The sequence below is a fragment of the Bradyrhizobium sp. UNPA324 genome, from assembly GCF_006658635.1.
Taxonomy (GTDB): domain Bacteria; phylum Pseudomonadota; class Alphaproteobacteria; order Rhizobiales; family Xanthobacteraceae; genus Bradyrhizobium; species Bradyrhizobium nanningense.
This window is the reverse complement of record NZ_LFJD01000004.1, coordinates 6,085,299-6,102,949: the sequence shown is the minus strand read 5'-3', so window position 1 is coordinate 6,102,949 and position 17,651 is coordinate 6,085,299. Positions and strand designations below refer to the sequence as shown.

Below are 17,651 nucleotides of genomic sequence, written 5' to 3'. Positions count from 1 at the left end.
GAGGAAACAGCCGTGCAGCGCGGTCGCCCAATCAAAAGGCGCGCGATTTACTGCGGTTCACCGCGAGGTGGGCGGTCTCATCACGTTCGCTCCACCCGATTTCTCACGGCGTACCGATAACCAGGATGCTGCGGCGGATACTTCAAATCAGGCCGCAGACGCCGGTCCGGATTGAGACGCCTGCTCGTTGGACCGGCACGTCCGCTTCCGGCGCTTGTGACCGCCCGGCCGTGCTTTCCGGAGCTGGTCGCGACGCCGACGCCCAGGGAAAGGGCGCCGGTCCAGAACACATGCAATCGAGCGCTGCTGCCATCTTGCACCAACTCAGCGCTCCTTGAACGCTCGCCCCGCCTGATCCTGCAGCGGCTTGAGCAAGTATGAAAGCGCGGTCCGACCTGCCGTCTTAATGAAGACCTCGACCGGCATGCCTGGCAGCAGCTTGGCCGAGCCGAGCTTCGCCAGCTCTTCCGGCTTCAGCAGGACGCGGCCGGTATAGTAACTCGTGCCGGCGCGCTGATCCTGCGTGATATCTGCCGAGACCATGCTGACCTCGCCGTCGATTTCGGGCGTGGTTTTTTGGTTGAACGCAGCAAAGCGCATCGTCGCCGTCTGCCCCATATAGACTTGGTCGATATCCTTCGGTGCGATCTTGACCTCGACCGCAAGCGAGTCAGCATCAGGGACGATCAGCATGATTTGCTCTCCGGGAGAGATCACACCTCCGACCGTGTGGACGCTGAGCTCGTGGACCCGACCAGATTGTGGCGCCCTGATATCAACGCGATTTAACTGATCGACCGCTGCTGTCTTGCGCTCGCCTAGCTCGGAGAGTTTCGAGCGCGTTTCGATCAGGTCCTTGCCGACCTCCGTTCGCAGGTCCTGGTCGATCTGAATGACCTGGAGTCCAATTTCGGAGATCTTGCCCTTCGACTGCGCGATCATGCCGGCCAACTGGCTGCGCTCGCCTTCAATACGCGCGGAGTCACGCTCGAGGGAATTGAGCCGCGTGATCGGCACCAGATTCTTCTGCCAGAGGCTGCGCACGCCCTCCAGCTCCTGGCGGATGAATTCGACTTCCTTCTGCTTGGCCTCGGTCTGCCCCGTATAGCCCTTGATCTCGTTTTCCAGCTGCGCGCTTTTCTCCTGCAACTGCGCTTTCTGGCCGCTCCTCGCTTGACGGCGAAGGTCGAACAGCTTCCGCTCCGCAGTGATCGCGCGGCTCGCTTCGGAGTTGCTCTCCTTGGCCCGGTCGAGCAGCAATTTTGGAAACACGACCTGCTCGGCACCATCGCGCTCGGCCTCGAGACGCGCCTGCCGCGCCAGCAGCTCATCGATGCTATTGGTGACGATCGTCGCATTCGCGAGCGTCTGCGTCTCGTCGAGGCGGATCAAGACGTCGCCTGCATTGACCCGGTCGCCCTGGCGCACGCGCAACTCTCCCACGATTCCACCAGTGGCGTGCTGAACCTTCTTGACGCTGGAATCCACCACGACCACGCCCTGAGCGATCACCGCGCCCGACAATTGGCTCGTCGTTGCCCAGCCGCCGATCCCAAAAGTAACCAGACCCAACATGATCATACCGACGATCATGTAGCGCTGGATGGATTGCATCGCCGGCTCCACCTGGCCGCTCATCGGTTGCCTCCTTGAGCTTCCGCGACCACCTTGAGCGGCACGGGATTCCGCAAGACCTTCCTGAGGACCTCCTCTCTCTTTCCGAAGGACTGAACCCTGCCCTCACCGAGGCACAAGACATGGTCGACGGCTTCAAGCGCCTTCGGACGATGGGCAACAACGACGACAATCCCGCCGCGGCGACGCACGTTCAGGATCGCCTCTGTCAGCGCCTCCTCGCCCTCGGCGTCGAGATTTGAGGAGGGCTCGTCGAGCACCACCAGGAACGGTTTGCCGTAGAAGGCACGTGCGAGCCCGATACGCTGCCGCTGCCCCGCCGACAGCGCCAATCCTCCCTCGCCGATTTTCGTGCCGTAGCCCTCGGGAAGCGAAAGGATGAGATCGTGCGCGCCCGCGGCATGCGCGGCCTCCAGAACAGCGGCGGCGGTCGCCTGCGGATCGAACCGCGCGATGTTCATCGCAATGCTGCCGTCGAACAATTCGACATCCTGAGGCAGGTAACCGATGTGCTTGCCGAGGGCGTCAGAAGACCAGTGCTCAAGCGCGGCGTTGTCCAGCCGTATCCGGCCTCGAATGCACGGCCATACACCCACCAGCGCTCGTACGAGCGTCGATTTTCCGGATCCGCTCGGCCCAATGATTCCGACCGCCTGCCCGCTCTGCAGCTGGAACGACACTTCATTGACGGTGGGCCTCTCCGAGTTCGGAGCGCCAATATAGAGATGCTCGACGGTGAGAGCTTCAACTGGAGGAGGCAATGCCAGCCGCTCTTCCTCGCTGGGCAGAAGCTTCAGCAAAGCATCGAGCCGTTGTCCCGACTGCCGCGCGGCGACGAACCCTTTCCAGTTCGCAATGGCCAGTTCGACGGGCGCCAACGCCCGCGCGCTGAGGATCGATCCGGCAATGATGATGCCGGCCGTCGATTCCTGGTTGATGACAAGGACTGCGCCAACGGCAAGAACCAGCGATTGCAGGATCGCTCGGAAGATCTTGGAGGCGCCTCCGAGGCTGTTTGCGACATCACTGGCGCGCTCATGGGCCGCGAGATACTTCGCGTTGACATCCCGCCACCGCAACGCCGCCTGCTGCCGCATGCCCATGGCCTGCAGAACTTCGGCATTTCGTCGGCCCTCGAGCGCCAATGCCGTTCGCGAGACTGCGAGACGAGAGGATGCCTTTGCCGGCCCCCGCGTCCGGGTCTCCGTGAGCATCGTAATGCCGACGAGCACCAGCGCGCCGGTCAGCGCGGCGACGCCGATCCAAAAGTGAAAGAGAAAGCAAACGCCGAGATAGATCGGCATCCACGGCAGATCGAAGAGCGCCGTCGGCCCGCCGCTCGACAGGAAGCTGCGGACCTGGTCAAGATCTCGCACCGGCTGCAAGCCGTCGCCATCGGCCCTGGTCTTCAAAGGCAGGCGAACAAGCGCGTCGAATATGCGAATGCCGAGCCGTTCATCAAAATACCGGCCGACCCGCGCGCTGATCCTGCTCCTGACGAAGTCGAGCCCACCCTGAAAGAGGTAGAGGACTGTGGCCAGAACCATCAACGCGATCAGTGTCGGTATGCTGCGCCCCGGCAGCACCCGGTCATACACTTGCAGCATGAAGAACGAGCCGGTGAGCATGAGGAGATTGCTCATCCCGCTGAAGGCCGCGAGCGCCCAGAATATCCGGCGGCAAGACCGCAGAAATGCCGACATTTCCGAGTGCGGCTCCTCATAGTCCTCCGTCGGCCGGAAACGGCCGACGAAGATCCGTTGCCGAAGGGCTTCAACTACGCGTCTTGCCCAGCCGACGAGCCGCGACGTCGGCAGTTCGGCATCGTCCGCCAGCCGGCGCCCGGCCGACCATAGCCCAGACAAATGCATAATCGAGATTCGATAAAGATTCACGGGCGGGGGGATCATCCCCCGCCGTCCAACGTCAGTCATGGCACCTGCCCTTTAGTCATGCCTATGTCGGGGGATCCCCCGAAGAGATCCCCCGAGACAGCTGTTGAGTACCAGTTGGTGGCCGACCCGTCCCCTACGCGAAGTGGAAATCGTGGCTGTTCAGCTTGTCGAGCTGCGTGTTCTTCAGCGTGAGGGTGTCGCTCCCCGTCGCGATGACGACGTCGTGGCCCGACTGGGCCGCATGGGAGAGAACGCTCGCAAAGCTGTCGAACACGCTTTTGCTGAACTCGATCGTGTCGTGAGCAGGTCCACGGACAGCGAAGTCCTTGATCACGTCCTGGCCGAAGTTCGACGCGAACTGGAACGTATCCGCCCCCGCCTTGCCCACCATGACGTCGTTGCCGGTGGTGCCGGTCAACGTGTCGCTGCGGCCCGAGCCGATGATCGCCTCGCCCGAGCTGGTTCCGACCACGTGGCCTGTGGTGTCGACCTGCTCCGCGGTAAAGGCGTGGCCCTTGCCCGACAGATCGGACGTCTGGAAGCTCCACTTGCCGTCGGCACTCGCCGTGGCCGAACCGACCGAGGTCGTGCCGTCATACAGCTTGATCTCGCTGCTGGGATCGGCCGTGCCCTTGATCGTCGCGGTGTGATCCCAATGCTGGCGTACATTAGTGACTTCGACGGTTGAGGCGTCCTTGGTGCCGCCACCACTGTGCGAGCCGATCGGCGGATCGATCGGCTGCGACAAGGCGCTGGTGTTGCCGGCGGCGTCGGTCGCCGTCGCGGTGAAGGTGTGTGACCCATGCTTGAGATTCGGGGTCGTCACGCTCCAGCCACCGTCACTTGCAACGGTCGTCGTGCCGAGCAGGGTCGTGCCCTCGTAGAGCTTGATCAAGCTGCCGGCTTCCGCCGTCCCGGAGACCGTGGCGCGGTTATGCGTGGTCGGATCGCTCAACAGCACCGGAGCATCGGGGGCAGCGGTATCCACCGTGACATCCAGCGCAGTCGATGCCTTGCTGGTGACGCCAGAGACCGTGTCCGTCGCAGTGAAGCTGTGCTTGCCGTCCGGTAGCGCGGCGGTGGTGTAGTGCCACGCTCCGTTCGCGTCCGCCGTGGCCGTGCCGAGCTGGGTGGTGCCGTCGAACACCTTGACCGTGCTGTTGGCGACCGCACTCCCCGCCAGGGTCAGCGTATTGTCGCTGGTGATGTGATCACCGGCAGTGCCGGTATCGTTTGAGAACGAGGCGATCTTCGGCGCGGCGGGCGGCGTGGTGCCCGTGCCCGACGTGCCCGTGCCCGACGTACCGGACCCAGATGAGCCAGAGGATCCGATGACCGGATCAAAAGGCGCTGACGCGGCGCTCACGTTGCCCGCAACATCGGTCGCCGTGGCTGTCAGAGCATGCGTGCCGACCGCCAGAGCAGCCGTCGTCACCGTCCATGCCCCGGAAGCGTTCGTCGAAGCGGTACCGACCTGAGTCGTGCCGTCATACACGTTGATCGTGCTGTTGGCCTCGGCGGTCCCGGACGCCACCACCTGATTGGCGCTGTTGACCGTGTCGCTGGTGATCGTCGGCGCAGACGGCGCCTTGGTGTCGACGGTGACGGTGAGCGCAGCCGATGCGGCGCTGATCTGGCCCGACGCGTTGGTCGCGGTGGCCGTTAGCGTGTGCTTCGCATCGGTCAGGATCGCCGTGATGTAGTCCCAGCTGCCGGTGGAGGTCGCAGTCGCCGAACCGATCTGGGTCGTGCCGTCATAGATCTTCACCGTGCTGCCGGCCGCGGCAGTCCCGTGCAGGGTGACCTTGTTGGCATCGGTGATTCCATCGCTCGGAACGCCGGTATCAGGGGACCATGACGTGATGGCAGGCGCGCTTGGGGCCGTGCTCGTCGTTGTCGTCGTGCCGCTATTCGCCGACGTATTCAGCGTCGCAGCGAGGGTCCCGCCATCATTGACGTTCCCGGTATAGGTCGGGGAATTCAAGTTGAAATCCGTTACACCCCAATAACCCGATCCCATGTGATTGTTGGTGAAGGACACGCCGGTAATCGAGCCGCCGTTGAACTGAGCGTCGGAATAGACCGTGAACCCGCCCCCAACGAGCAGGTTGTTGTCGACACTAACATTCGAAATCGGGCCGAAGTAGTTGTCGACCATGACCGCCGAGGTCTGGCTGTAGTCGTTGATGACGGTGTTGTGACTGATGGTCACATTTGATACGCCGCCATCAATCTGGATGCCGTCATAGTGCGGCGCCCCGGAGGCGTTCAGGTCATGGATGTAGTTGTCCTTGATGATCGAGCTGCCCTGTACATTGATGCCGTTCTCGACGTTGTAGATGTTGTTGCCGATGAATGTGCCCTGACCGCTAATGCCGTTTGAGCCGTCGTTGTTGCTGCCGACGCCATTGATTTCGCAGTTCTGGACAACGGCTCCCGTCACGCCTTGCGCGATTTGCACGACCGCAAAGCTTGCCGCAGTGATTTTGCAGTTTTCGATCGTCACATTGGCAGCGTCGATATAAACCGTCCCGGTGATATTCAGACCGGAGATCACAGTCCCCGGCTGAGTGATGACCAGGTCGCCCGATGGCGTAAGAGTCACGCCTGCCGGCACCCCCGTGTTCGATGAATCCGGCCATCCCGTTGTTGTCGTCGCCAAATCGAAGTCTCCTGTGTGTTTCAGCATTAATGGCTTCGAATAATTGCGATCCGCAATATCCGAAGCATTCAATCCCACTCGCCAAGCTGGAGTGGGCCCCCATTTGCGGAAAGCGTAATGGCCGATTTGGCACGGCTTTTTTTGGACGAGACAACGGCCTCGCCAAGGTCATTTCTTTGCAACGGACGCCCGATTCGAGCAACAGGCAAAACTACAGCTATTTTATCTGCGCATATTATTCGAATTAATTTCGCGCCAATCGAAAATGCAGATCGTTGAAAGATGCGAACTTCGGCAATGAGAATGCGTGTTCTAAGTTCTTAGACGCACGGGCATTTCAATCTCGGATCGATCCCCGAGTGCGCTTCGGGATTTATTTTCCCACATTAGTACGGCTGCAACACGTCTATGAAATCATCGCAATTGGGGCGCCATATTTTAACACGACTAACACGATCGTATTCTTCGCCCATACTTCTGTATGGCAGATCACGAACTCAAATTGGTGGCGTGCTCTCGGCTGGGCCGAGATCAGGGGTGCAACCGCGCCCGCCGAAGCGCAAGCCATAGGCGGGTTCATCGATGCCAAGCCGGTTGCCCTCTCTCGCCCCGAAGGCCAGCGAACAAGCCCTCCAGCGTCGCCACGGAATTACGCGGTGCACCGTGCATCAAGAAGCGAAGAGCGTGAAGTAGCGAAAGGACCACGCGGATCGGCAACGTCCACGGACGATGCTTCCGGACAAAATGGATCGCATTTCGATGCTCCAGGTAGACGGACAGCTGGGATAGCCCAGCCAAGGTGCCGCTCGATCCCGTGGTCGTTCCACCCCTGTGCGCCACGATCGAATCGCTCGCATATCCCAAACCGAGTTCTTTTGCCCGCGCGCCCCAGTCCAGATCCTCGAAAAAGAGGAAGTAGCTGTCTTCCATGAAGCCGATCCGCTCAACGCATTGCCGCGTTGCGTATGTCGACGCGCCGGATAGAGCATCGAGAGCCTCCTCGATTGCGCGAAGATCGAACGGATCTCCGAGCTTGTCATGCAACCCGATCGCCGTCCCTCTCGCCGCGAACGTCTGCCAGTGCAGCCCTCCACGAAAGCGGATGAGGCCCTCACTTCCGGCTTCCAGGATGGTGCTTCCGACCATCGCCTTTCCACCTTTCTCTGCCCGCTCGACAAGGGCCGCTAACGCATTCGGCCTCGGCTCGGTATCCGGATTAAGTATCCATATTCCCTTCCATCCGGAAACCGACTTAAGGGGTTTCAGCCACGCATTGACCCCTCCCGCGTAGCCAAGGTTGTCCTTGGCACAGCCTATCCAGACATTCGAAGCTCTTCTCTTGAACCGCAGCCGTCGTACATCCGTGAAGGGAGCGATGTGACCTGCGTCTGCAGGATCACATTCCGCGTACAAGCACGGCAAACAAATCAATGCCTCGACGAGTTCGTCGTAAGCTTCTCGTCCGCCGTTCTCGCAAATGAATACGTCGAACGCCGGATAATGTTCGGTGCGAGCGAGAGCTATGAAGCAATTCCGGATGTCCTCTGGATTGCGGAAGCCAACTATCAAGACAGCAACATCAAACTGGCACGTCGAACTGAGGGAGCCGGAGCGTTCGTCGAGGCTCGACTGCAACGAATTGCACATGAATGTCCCTCTTGGTTGATTGACTGCAGTCAAACGCGAAACTACGCTGCCTCATCACGACCGCAATGGGATGTCGTCAGCCGACCAGTTTTTCCGAGGTCTTTGGGATCGTGGGGCCGTTGAGAAGGATTCGGCCATGTTGCTGCTCTCGCGACGCGCCTTCCTCATAATCGTAGCTGCGATCGATGCCCCGCAGAGGAGCCAACGCGATCCCATCGACACATTCTGGGCAGACGCAAGCCGTGGTGGCTCTTCCGAGAGAGGAGCGGCCGCCGCCGACACGCGCAGGGCTGGCGTGAGATATCCGGACGAGACCAGTACGGGCTTTTCCGAGAAGACGAACCTGCGTCCCTCGGGCCCCGTCGCCACGAGCAGCTCCGGACAGCTCATTCGCGGACTCGACATATCAGGAGCCGTCCAGATCAACCACGGCGCGGTCACACTCGAGAACTGCAGGATCACGGCGGCAGCCTCCGCCGTCGTGAACGTGGCGGAGAATTTGAGCGTGCCGCCAATCATCCAGGACTGCGAGATCGACGGTCTCGGCCTCGACGGTGCCCAGGGCTCGAATGGCATCAACGGGTACGGAACGGTCCGTCGGTGCAATATCCATGGCGTCGAGAATGGCATCAATGTCACCGCTCCCCTCCTGTTCGAAGACAATTACGTGCATGATCTCGCCGCTCCAGGCGCCCCGCACTACGACGGGGTGCAGATCGACGGCGGACATGACATTAGCATCCGTCACAACACGATCGTTAACCGCCACGCCCAGACGTCGGCTGTCATGATCGACAATGCGTTCAACGCTGTCTCCAGCATCGTCGTCGAGAACAACCGCCTGATCGGCGGCGGCTACACCGTCTATTCGGATGGAAGGCAAGGCAACGGACCAATCTCGAGCGTTTCCTTCGCGAACAACCGAATGGGCAGGGGGCGTTGGGGGTATGCGGCATTCAGCAAAAACAGGCCGGTCTGGCGCGGCAATGTGGACGATATAACCGGGCGCCCGATCTGACATCAGTCACAGCCGGCAATCGGAATGCTGCATTGCAAGAAGCGCCCCGTGCCTGGAGGTTCCGCAAGCAGGCCCGCTGGCCGGCACGCGCCGGCACCGGTCGGAAACCGCGAAATGATCTTATCTATCAGTCCAATCCGGCCCGGAACCAACTATAACCCCCCTGCGCTGACCTGGACTTTCATAATATATTATTTTGCCCGACACGCATTTAAATTGCAATTACAATTAAATATAGATTTAATCTAGATCGCGCCATCCGGTCATCATTGAAGGGGTCGTGAGTGAGCATGACGATGGAATGGGGGCCAAAGAATGCGAAGGCGTTCGCACGCTTTCTTTATGCCCACGTTCCGGGTGCAGCGCAGGTTAGATTCGCCGTCAAGGACGTCGTTGCGCGCTACGTCTCGAAACCTGAATTCGGCGGTCTTTCCCTGATCGGAAATGATGGCGGGTTAATTGTCGACGTGGGTGCCAACCGAGGGCAAAGCATCGCTGCGTTCAGGCGACTGCGACCCGATTGCGAGGTGGTCGCCTTCGAACCGGAGCCTCGATCGGCCGCTCGCCTGGTCTTGCGATATCAGGGCGACCGCAGGGTCACGATTCACGATTGCGCTCTGGGGCAGCGCACCGGCCAATTGATCTTCTTTATCCCGCAATACGGGAGATGGGACTGCGATGGCATGGCCGCTACCAGCCGGGAGGAAGCCACGCAATGGCTACGCGATCGCGGCCGGATGTTTCGCTTCGATGAATCCAGGCTGACAGTCGCGGAGCACGCGGTGCAATGCAGGACACTCGATTCCTTCCGCATGCTCCCGATGCTGATCAAGCTCCACGCGCAAGGCGCCGAGCTCGAAATACTGAAGGGCGCTCAGGAGACGCTGCGCCGATGCACGCCAGCACTGATGTGTGCATTCCCCGTACGTGAACTGATCGATTTCTTGCGGCAGTTCCACTACGAGCCCTATTTCGAGGACCGTCGTATTCTTACGCAAGGTCTTGCCCGGCCAGGCATGACTTTCACGTGGTTTCTAACCAGAACCCACGTGGACGACCTCTATCGCCACGCATCGCACCGTCATTAATAACAAAGGATTTCGCGCAGCGATGCCTTTATACCGATGCATAGTCCCCAGAAGATCCAGATATAGTTCCAGAAATGGACAGTGATGCCGGTGAAGAAGAATAACAGGATGACCATTGTGAAAGCCAAGTTCATCCGCTCACAAAAATCATCAAACTCCAGCCCACTGTGTCTCCTGACAGGCCAGATCGCCATTAAATTCGTCGCGAGCAGACATGCCATCGCCGGTAAGCCGAACCGGAGCGCCTCGACGAGCCAAACGCAATCGACGGTCGAATCAAGGATATTTTCGTCGAATAGCTGAAACGAGTATCCCGTCAGGGGACTTTGCCCAATTCGTTCGAAAGCCGCATCCCAAATCAGGATGCGATAATAGCCTGTTACGGGGTCCAGCGTGAGGTGCGAAATCAACCAACCGATTGGGTGCTCGGCGAGGGTAATGAGAGCGCCGATCGCGACGCCCAGGACTGTCCAGAAAATCATCCATCGTCCAGGGAGCCGCCGCATAAGGCGATCGTAGGAATAAGCCGCCACTCCCAAAACATAGGCCATCAACGCGGCCGAAGACTGCGAGAGAACGCACCCCGCGAGGCAGACCCCCGAGAGCAGAATTTTTCGACCCACCGCTCGTTCGGAAAGCAAGACTATCGGATTGACGAGCGCGCAGAACACGCCGAACAGGATAGGATGATCGAGAGTTGAGGTCGCGCGGATGACACCGCTCCGGGTTACTGCACCCAACGGCGTTGTGCCAAAGATCGCCGCCGCAGCTTCGTGCGCGATCCAGCGTCCGGAGACGTATTCAACCGCCCCGACAAGAACGACCGCAACCGTCAGGATCTTTAAAGCTCGTACGAAGGTGTCGAGCGCAGCCGGAGAGAAAAAATAGCCCCTGGCAACGATATAGCTGAAGAGAAACTGCAGGCTCTCTGCTGCAGGCGAGGACAAGGATCCGAAGCCTGCTGTCGATGCTGCCGCCCCAAGCATCCAGGCGGCGGTCAGGAAGGCAAAAAGATCGCAAACAACCGCGTGCCGCCCCCGGCGCGTGAGCAGCACGAGTGCGGGCCCAACCAACAGCGTCACGGCCAGACGTCCCACCGTGAACTTTGCACCAGCGATCGAGACCTGCGCTTCCCAGGCTGGAATGATCAAGCCGGCAAGGACGAACCAAGCGGCGAACTGGTGGCGCGAGACTGCCAAAGCTTCTCGCGGATCTGACGGCGCCCAGTCATAGGGTGCCGCGGCGCCGATCGCCTCGAGACGCGTTCGGGTCAAGTTCGGAGGCCTCCGCAAGATGGTATCGGTGCGACAAACAGTGCGGCCCTTTGATCTCGCCAGTAGGCACTCTGCTGCAGTTGGTTCACTGCTCTCTCCTGGCAATGCAGATCATGTCCGAAGAGAGAGCGAGCTTTGCGATCGCCGGCGCAATGCCCTCAAATGCCGCCGCACGTCGGTGGGGCACCCCCACAGTTCGCACAGAGCTCAAACCAGCCTTCCTGCACCACCTTTCGACGTTGCCCCTGTGGCTGAAATGAGCGCTTGCGACCTCAAACGTTCGGGCCACCTCGATGCGGCGGTTGCGCAATTGTCTCCAGATCGCGGGCAGACCCGACATGTTCGGGCTCTGGATGATGATCGGGGCGTCCCCCGCTAGCAGATCGCCGAACGACGATAGAACGTCCACCGGCTTCGGGAACAGATGAAGCATGTTCAGCAACAGGATGCAGTCGAACTGCCGGCCTTCAAGGCGCCTTCTGGCCGCCCGGAGATCGCCCTCGATGATCTCGACCCCCTTCTCGGCGGCGCTGCGACAGATGACAGGATCGAGGGGAATTGCCGTCACGGAGATTCCCTTTTGGATCAGCCAGCTTTCCGTGGCACCCGAACCGCAACCGACCGACAGCACGCTGCGCGAGGCGTAGGGAATGCACTCGAGGACCTGCGGCATCGCTGGTTCGTAGTAGTCCTTCGAATAGGCAGCACGCGGCAGCTTGGTCTCGCTCGCGAGGAGCGATGGAGGACGGCCCGTCTGCTCGGCGATCTGCAGCAAGGCGACTGTCTGCCTGTCGAACTCCTCGGAGGTCGCCCCCATCCTTCCCACGTATTTGTTGGACATGTGGTGGACGGTGAATTCCTCAAGATGCGATACGGGAATCAATTTCGTGAACCCGCATTGCGTATAGGGATCAGTTGCCGCGGTGCAGAGCAGATCGTATTTGCCTTCGTGCGGAGCGACATCGAAACGCCCCGACTGCAGAGCGCCGCGGAGCTGCTCGCGCGTCAAGATGAAGCAGGCGGCGTGCTCATTGGTAAAGTGCGCTAGGACATAGTCTCCTCGCCGCCTGACTGATGTGGCATCCCAGTGGAAATGGGCGTGAACGTCCGGATAATTCCGCTGGCCATCTTCTCCGTACTCAATCCGCAGAAAACCAGCGATTTCGTTCTCGGGCAGGACCCGCATCACCTCGAGCCAGGCACTGATGTTCCGCTCGGTGACCAGAATGTCGTCCTCCGAGTAGATGAACAGGTCGTACTGGTCACGACGCTCGGCGAACAGCTTCTTGTGCGCAAACGGCAGCGACCATGGATTTCTGGTTGGCGTGCCGACAATGCAGTCAATTCCCAATATGGCCCGTTTATCGATGTTCGACAGCACGACGATATCCACCGCGAATGCCATGGACCTATATTCTCTGATGACCCGCTCGAGATAGCGATCATTCGAGGTTCCATGGCTTGCAATCGCGACCAGCATGCGAGGCACGCTACGATCGTCTTGGCTCGTTATATGCCGGGCAGCATGCTGGTTCATCGCGCGATCCCAGTGGAGGCATTTAGCCCAATTTAATGTATGCGCAGAGTATATAATAAAATTGGCGCAGTCGAGATTATTATGATTTAATTTTCAATTATATAACGGTATATTCCAAAGCCCAAAGCCGGCCTCACCGTTAGGCGAGACACTCGGAGAATCCCATCGCATGAAGGTGCTGGTCTATCCCCATTCCATGGAAATGGGAGGGTCGCAGCTCAACGCAATCCAGCTTGCCGAGGCGGTTCGGGCCCTCGGTCATGATGTCACCGTCGCGTCGGAGACCGGGCCGCTTCTGGACAGGGTAAGGGAGACGGGTCTCAGGCACATTGAAATTCCCCGGCATCGGGCCCGGCCCTCGCCTCGCGTCAGCCAGATGCTCCGCAGCATCGTTAACGAAGGCGCGGTTGACGTGGTGCACGGTCATGAATGGCCCCCCATTGTCGAGGCTTTTCTGAGCGTTGGGCTATCGACCAGAGCTGCCGTGGTGGGAACCGTCATGTCGATGTCAGTCCCTTCCTTCCTGCCGCGCAGCCTTCCTCTGACCGTGGGAACGGAGATGATCCGTCGTGCTGCGATCGCTGCAGGACATCAGGATGTCACCTTGCTCGAGCCGCCAGTCGATACGAGCTCCGACCATCCCCTCGTGAATGGAGCGAACTTTCGCGCGGCCCGGAATATTGGTCCGGACGAAGTCGTCATTGCGATGGTCTGCCGGCTTGTGCCGGACCTTAAACTGGAGGGTCTGCTATCCGCGTGCGACGCCGTTGGCGAAATAGCGCTTGGCGGTCCGCCGGTGCGGCTGCTGATCATTGGTGATGGACCCGCGCGCCCTAGCGTCGAAGCGCGCGCGGCCAGAACGAACTCGCTGGTCGGCCGGAACGTCGTCGTATTGGTGGGAGAGATGTCCGATCCGCGGCCTGGCTATGCCGCCGCGGACGTGATCATTGGCCAGGGCGGTTCGGCGCTGCGCGGTATGGCTTTTGGTAAGCCGCTGGTGGTCGTTGGCGAGGACGGGTTCAGCGAGCTGTTGACGCCCGAGAGTGCATCGACCTTCCTGCAACAAGGCTGGTATGGATTGGGCAAGGGCTCGCGCGGAGCCGGCGCCAGCGCACTCCGATCGGCTCTCGAGACCATTCTCGCTTCCGCGTCGCTCCGTCAGGAACTCGGCGGATTCGGCCGGCGACTGGTGGAGCACCGCTTCAGCCTCGCGCACGCGGCGAAAACGATAGAGCAAACCTATCTGCATGCCCTGCGCAGCAAGTCCTCAACCAGCCAACGATTGGCAGATGCCGGCCGATGCGCGGCCAGGCTTGCCAGCTATAAGGTGCAGCGAAAATATCAGCGTTGGATGGGTTTGGCTTCCACCGAAGACGACAACCATCGGGCGCGAATCTCTGCGGTGCTGTCCGCAACAGCCATCGCCCCTCGATCAGACGGAGCCGCGCCGGATTCGCTTCGCAAGGTATCCCGGCAAACCGATTCTTGACCCGCCACGGCAGCACCGCGATTTCAGCGGGCAAGTTCACGCTTGACCGCATCCACGATACGGTCCTGGTCTGCGCTATCCATCTGCGCATAGAGTGGAAGCAGGATCGCGTGATCCTGAGCGATTTCGGACTGCCGCAGATCATGGCGCGACACCGTGCCGGCATAGGGCGGCTCGCGATGCGAGCACATGATGCCCCTGCGCGTAGCGATGCCCTGGTCGAGCAGCGATTGCATCATCGCCCGCTGATCCAGGCGATCGGGCAAGCGTACGCAGTAACTCTGCCAGTTCGATCGCGCCCACGCCGGCTCGAACGGCAGCCGCAATCCCTCAATATTGCCGAGCAGTTCAGCGTAGCGGGATGCCAGCGCGCGTCGCTGCGCAATTAACTGCGGAAGCCGCTCGAGCTGTTTGCGTCCGATCGCAGCCTGCATATCCGTCATTCGATAATTGTAGCCGACGAGGAGGTACTCCTCGAAAATGACGCGCTGCGACCCGTGACGCACGATGTCCGGAACGCTCATCCCGTGTTGACGCAGAAGCCTGAACTTGCGATCGAGCTCGGCATCGGAGGTGGTGAGCATTCCCCCTTCACCTGTCGTGATCACCTTTCGGGGATGAAAGGAAAAGCAGGCAATGTCTCCGTGCGGCTTGCCGATCGCTTCCCACTTCCCGTTCATGCAGATCTGCGATCCCGCCGCACAGGCCGCATCCTCGATCACAGCGATCCCGTGGCGACGCGCCACAGCCATGAGCGCGGCCATGTCGCACGGCATGCCCATCTGATGGACCGCGATGATGGCGCGCGTGCGCTCGGTGATGGCTTCGGCCAACCGAGCGCAATCCAAATTGTATGTCTCGGGCTCGATATCGACAAAAACAGGGGTGGCGCCCTGATATCGGATCACGTTCGCCGTTGCTATGAAGGAATGGCTGACCGTGATCACCTCATCGCCCCTGCCGATCCCCAGGGCAGCCAAGGCGAGCTGCAGGGCGGTCGTGCAATTCGCGACCGCGCAGGCGTGCTGGGCGCCGACAAGTGCGGCGAACTCGTCCTCAAACGCAGCCACCTGCGGACCTTGCGATACCCAGCCTGACAGCACGACCGCGCGAGCAGCATCGGCCTCTTCGTCCGCGAGCAGCGGCGCTGCGATCGGGATCACGATGCTGCCACCTGCCGCTGACGGTCCGATGCGTGATCGCGTTCTGATCGCCACCATTTCACGAGGTCGGCGAGCCCCTGTTCGAGCGAAACAGTGGTGCGGAACCCCAGCAGTCGCTCGGCCTTTCCCGTCGATGCCAGCCGTCGCGGTACCGGATTGACCGAGCGCTCGGGCGCAAATTCGGGTGTCAGGCTGCGGTGTCCCATCACCCGCGCAAGCACCGTAGCCAGTTGCGTCAGGCTGGTCTCAGTACCGCTTCCGACATTAAAGACTTCATCGGTGACCTTTGCCCTGGCCGCAAGGATGTTGGCGCGCGCGACGTCGCGGACGTGAACGAAATCCATGGTCTGACGGCCGTCGCCAAAGATAACGGGCGGTAATCCGGCCTCGAGCCGCTCCATCCAGCGGATCAAAACTTCGGTGTAGCGTCCGTGTATGTCCATCCGGCTACCGTAGACGTTGAAATATCGGAATGCCACGTAGTCGAGGCCGCATACGTCGTTGAAGGCCCGCAAAAGCCCTTCGTTGAACGCCTTGGCGGCTCCGTAGAGGGTCCGGTTGTTGTACGGATTCTGTCGCTCAGTTGTCGGAAACTCCTCTGCCATGCCATAGACGGATGCCGAGGAGGCCGCGATGATCTTCTCGATGTCGTGCTTGATGCACAGCTCCAGGAGGTCATAGGTGGCGTCCACCATGACCTCCTTGGCCAGACGCGGCTCTGCCGCGCAATGAGTGATGCGGAGAGCGGCCTGGTGAAAGACGATATCGGCGGCCTTCACCAGGGCTTCCATCAGCTTGCGATCGCGTATGTCGCCGTGAACCAGTCTCACCGGTCCACGCCCGAGCGCGCGCCGGAGATTTTCCGGCCGGCCCCTGACCATGTTGTCGAGGGCAACGATCTCGATGCACCCCTCTTCGCAGAGCAGATCAACGATGTGGGAGCCGATGAACCCTGCCCCGCCCGTGACAAGAACGCGCTTTCCCTTGAGCTCAATCAAGACGCCCTCCTCTTGCAGGACCTTGTTGTGAAGCTTTGTGACGGCTGCGTTTGGTTGCTGACGGCTTCGCTGGATCGCAATGCCCCGGCGTTCCTCAAAGTGGAGACAACTGCGGTCGCCTGGTCCGGCAGCAACTCCGGATAAATGGGAAGGGAGAGAAATTCGTTCGCAAGCATCTCGGTTACCGGAAGATCGCCGGCCTGATAACCGAGTTCTGCGTAGGCTTTCTGCAGGTGCACCGGAATGGGATAGTGAATTCCTGCTCCGATGCCGGCCTCCCGCAACAATGTGAGCGCATCGTCACGCCGCTGCAATCTGACCGAATAGACATGATACACGTGGCGCGAGTGCGAGGGCGGCCGCGGACACGCGGATGGGAGCGCGGAAAGCAGTTCGTTGTATCTTTCTGCCAACGATCGGCGGGCCTCGGTCCAACGCTCGATGTAGTCCAACTTGACATTCAGTACCGCGCCCTGGATCTCGTCCATGCGATAATTGTATCCGGCAATGACGTGGTCGTATTTCGCCTCCTGCCCCCAGTCTCGCAGCAGCGACACTCGGCGTGCGAATTCAGGCCGATCGGTTACGACGGCGCCACCCTCGCCGAACGCCCCGAGATTCTTGCCCGGGTAGAAGCTGAAGCATCCCATATCTCCGATCGAGCCGGCGCGGCGTCCCCGGTATTCCGCGCCATGCGCCTGCGCGGCATCTTCAATGACGACCAGGCCGTAACGCCGCGCAATCGACATGATGGAATCCATGTCGGCCATCAATCCATGGAGGTGAACCGGCAGGATGGCTCTGGTTCGAGGTGTTATCGCAGCTTCGATCAGACCGGGATCCATCGTCCAGGTGACCGGGTCAACGTCGACAAAAACCGGTTTGGCGCCGCTGTAGAGAATGGCGGCGGTTGTCGCCACAAAGGTCATCGACACTGTGATGACTTCATCACCGGGTCCGATGCCCGCTGCCAGCAGCGCAAGGTGGAGCGCAGAGGTCCCACTATTCACTGCGAGACAATGCGAAGTCCGGCAATATTCCGCAAAGCGACCCTCGAAGGCTGCCACCTCCGGCCCGAGCACAAAATGCCCGCTGCGGACGACTCTTGCCACCGCGGCGTCGATTTCCGGCTTGATTTGAAGATATTGGGTTTTCAGATCCAGGAAAGGTATCAAGATTCAACACCTTGAAATTGGTCAACCGTATATAAATAATTAACTCGAATTATATTTTTAAATCAAGGCT

General features: G+C 60.3%; 12 protein-coding genes. 3 read left to right on the top strand and 9 right to left on the bottom strand.

Going from position 1 to position 17,651, the window contains the following annotated elements:
* Positions 1 to 324: 324 nt before the first annotated feature.
* From UNPA324_RS29225 to UNPA324_RS29210, 4 genes are all read right to left on the bottom strand, one after another.
* Positions 325 to 1,638: an HlyD family type I secretion periplasmic adaptor subunit gene (locus tag UNPA324_RS29225; RefSeq protein WP_128918322.1), complete on the bottom strand. Its 1,314-nt coding sequence runs from the start codon at positions 1,636 to 1,638 to the stop codon at positions 325 to 327.
* Positions 1,635 to 3,338 (bottom strand): type I secretion system permease/ATPase, encoded by a 1,704-nt coding sequence (locus UNPA324_RS29220; protein WP_502705472.1) that lies wholly within the window; start codon positions 3,336 to 3,338, stop codon positions 1,635 to 1,637. Before UNPA324_RS29220 ends, UNPA324_RS29225 begins: the two co-directional genes overlap by 4 nt.
* 325 nt (positions 3,339 to 3,663) lie before the next feature.
* The gene (locus tag UNPA324_RS29215; protein ID WP_141937364.1) at positions 3,664 to 6,264 is read right to left on the bottom strand and encodes an Ig-like domain-containing protein; all 2,601 of its coding nucleotides are present in this window, start codon (positions 6,262 to 6,264) and stop codon (positions 3,664 to 3,666) included.
* Between the two features lie 504 nt (positions 6,265 to 6,768).
* Positions 6,769 to 7,839: a glycosyltransferase family protein gene (locus UNPA324_RS29210; RefSeq protein ID WP_141937362.1), complete on the bottom strand. Its 1,071-nt coding sequence runs from the start codon at positions 7,837 to 7,839 to the stop codon at positions 6,769 to 6,771.
* 136 nt (positions 7,840 to 7,975) lie between these two features.
* On the opposite strand from UNPA324_RS29210, the gene UNPA324_RS29205 reads away from it, so the two are divergent.
* Both UNPA324_RS29205 and UNPA324_RS29200 read left to right on the top strand, forming a co-directional pair.
* The gene (locus UNPA324_RS29205; protein ID WP_181769556.1) at positions 7,976 to 8,857 is read left to right on the top strand and encodes a right-handed parallel beta-helix repeat-containing protein; all 882 of its coding nucleotides are present in this window, start codon (positions 7,976 to 7,978) and stop codon (positions 8,855 to 8,857) included.
* A gap of 290 nt (positions 8,858 to 9,147) precedes the next feature.
* Positions 9,148 to 9,945 carry an FkbM family methyltransferase gene (locus tag UNPA324_RS29200; protein WP_246667306.1) on the top strand — a complete coding sequence of 266 codons (798 nt, stop codon included), beginning with the start codon at positions 9,148 to 9,150 and terminating at the stop codon, positions 9,943 to 9,945.
* Here UNPA324_RS29200 and UNPA324_RS29195 read toward each other — a convergent pair.
* A complete protein-coding gene (locus UNPA324_RS29195; RefSeq protein WP_141937356.1) occupies positions 9,942 to 11,219 on the bottom strand; it encodes an O-antigen ligase family protein in 1,278 nt (425 codons plus the stop codon). The genes UNPA324_RS29200 and UNPA324_RS29195 overlap by 4 nt on opposite strands.
* Before the next feature lie 85 nt (positions 11,220 to 11,304).
* A complete protein-coding gene (locus UNPA324_RS29190) occupies positions 11,305 to 12,624 on the bottom strand; it encodes a class I SAM-dependent methyltransferase (protein ID WP_181769555.1) in 1,320 nt (439 codons plus the stop codon).
* A 301-nt stretch (positions 12,625 to 12,925) separates the two neighbouring features.
* On the opposite strand from UNPA324_RS29190, the gene UNPA324_RS29185 reads away from it, so the two are divergent.
* A complete protein-coding gene (locus tag UNPA324_RS29185; protein ID WP_128918313.1) occupies positions 12,926 to 14,245 on the top strand; it encodes a glycosyltransferase family 4 protein in 1,320 nt (439 codons plus the stop codon).
* Between the two features lie 23 nt (positions 14,246 to 14,268).
* Here UNPA324_RS29185 and UNPA324_RS29180 read toward each other — a convergent pair whose 3' ends face one another.
* From UNPA324_RS29180 to UNPA324_RS29170, 3 genes are read right to left on the bottom strand one after another with little or no spacing between them, the layout of a single operon-like run.
* On the bottom strand, positions 14,269 to 15,465 hold the full coding sequence (locus UNPA324_RS29180; protein WP_128918312.1) for a DegT/DnrJ/EryC1/StrS family aminotransferase: 1,197 nt from the start codon (positions 15,463 to 15,465) through the stop codon (positions 14,269 to 14,271).
* Entirely contained in the window at positions 15,405 to 16,406 is a 1,002-nt protein-coding gene (locus UNPA324_RS29175) for an NAD-dependent epimerase/dehydratase family protein (protein ID WP_128918311.1), read from the bottom strand. Before UNPA324_RS29175 ends, UNPA324_RS29180 begins: the two co-directional genes overlap by 61 nt.
* The gene (locus UNPA324_RS29170; RefSeq protein WP_141937352.1) at positions 16,403 to 17,581 is read right to left on the bottom strand and encodes a DegT/DnrJ/EryC1/StrS family aminotransferase; all 1,179 of its coding nucleotides are present in this window, start codon (positions 17,579 to 17,581) and stop codon (positions 16,403 to 16,405) included. Before UNPA324_RS29170 ends, UNPA324_RS29175 begins: the two co-directional genes overlap by 4 nt.
* Positions 17,582 to 17,651 lie beyond the last annotated feature (70 nt).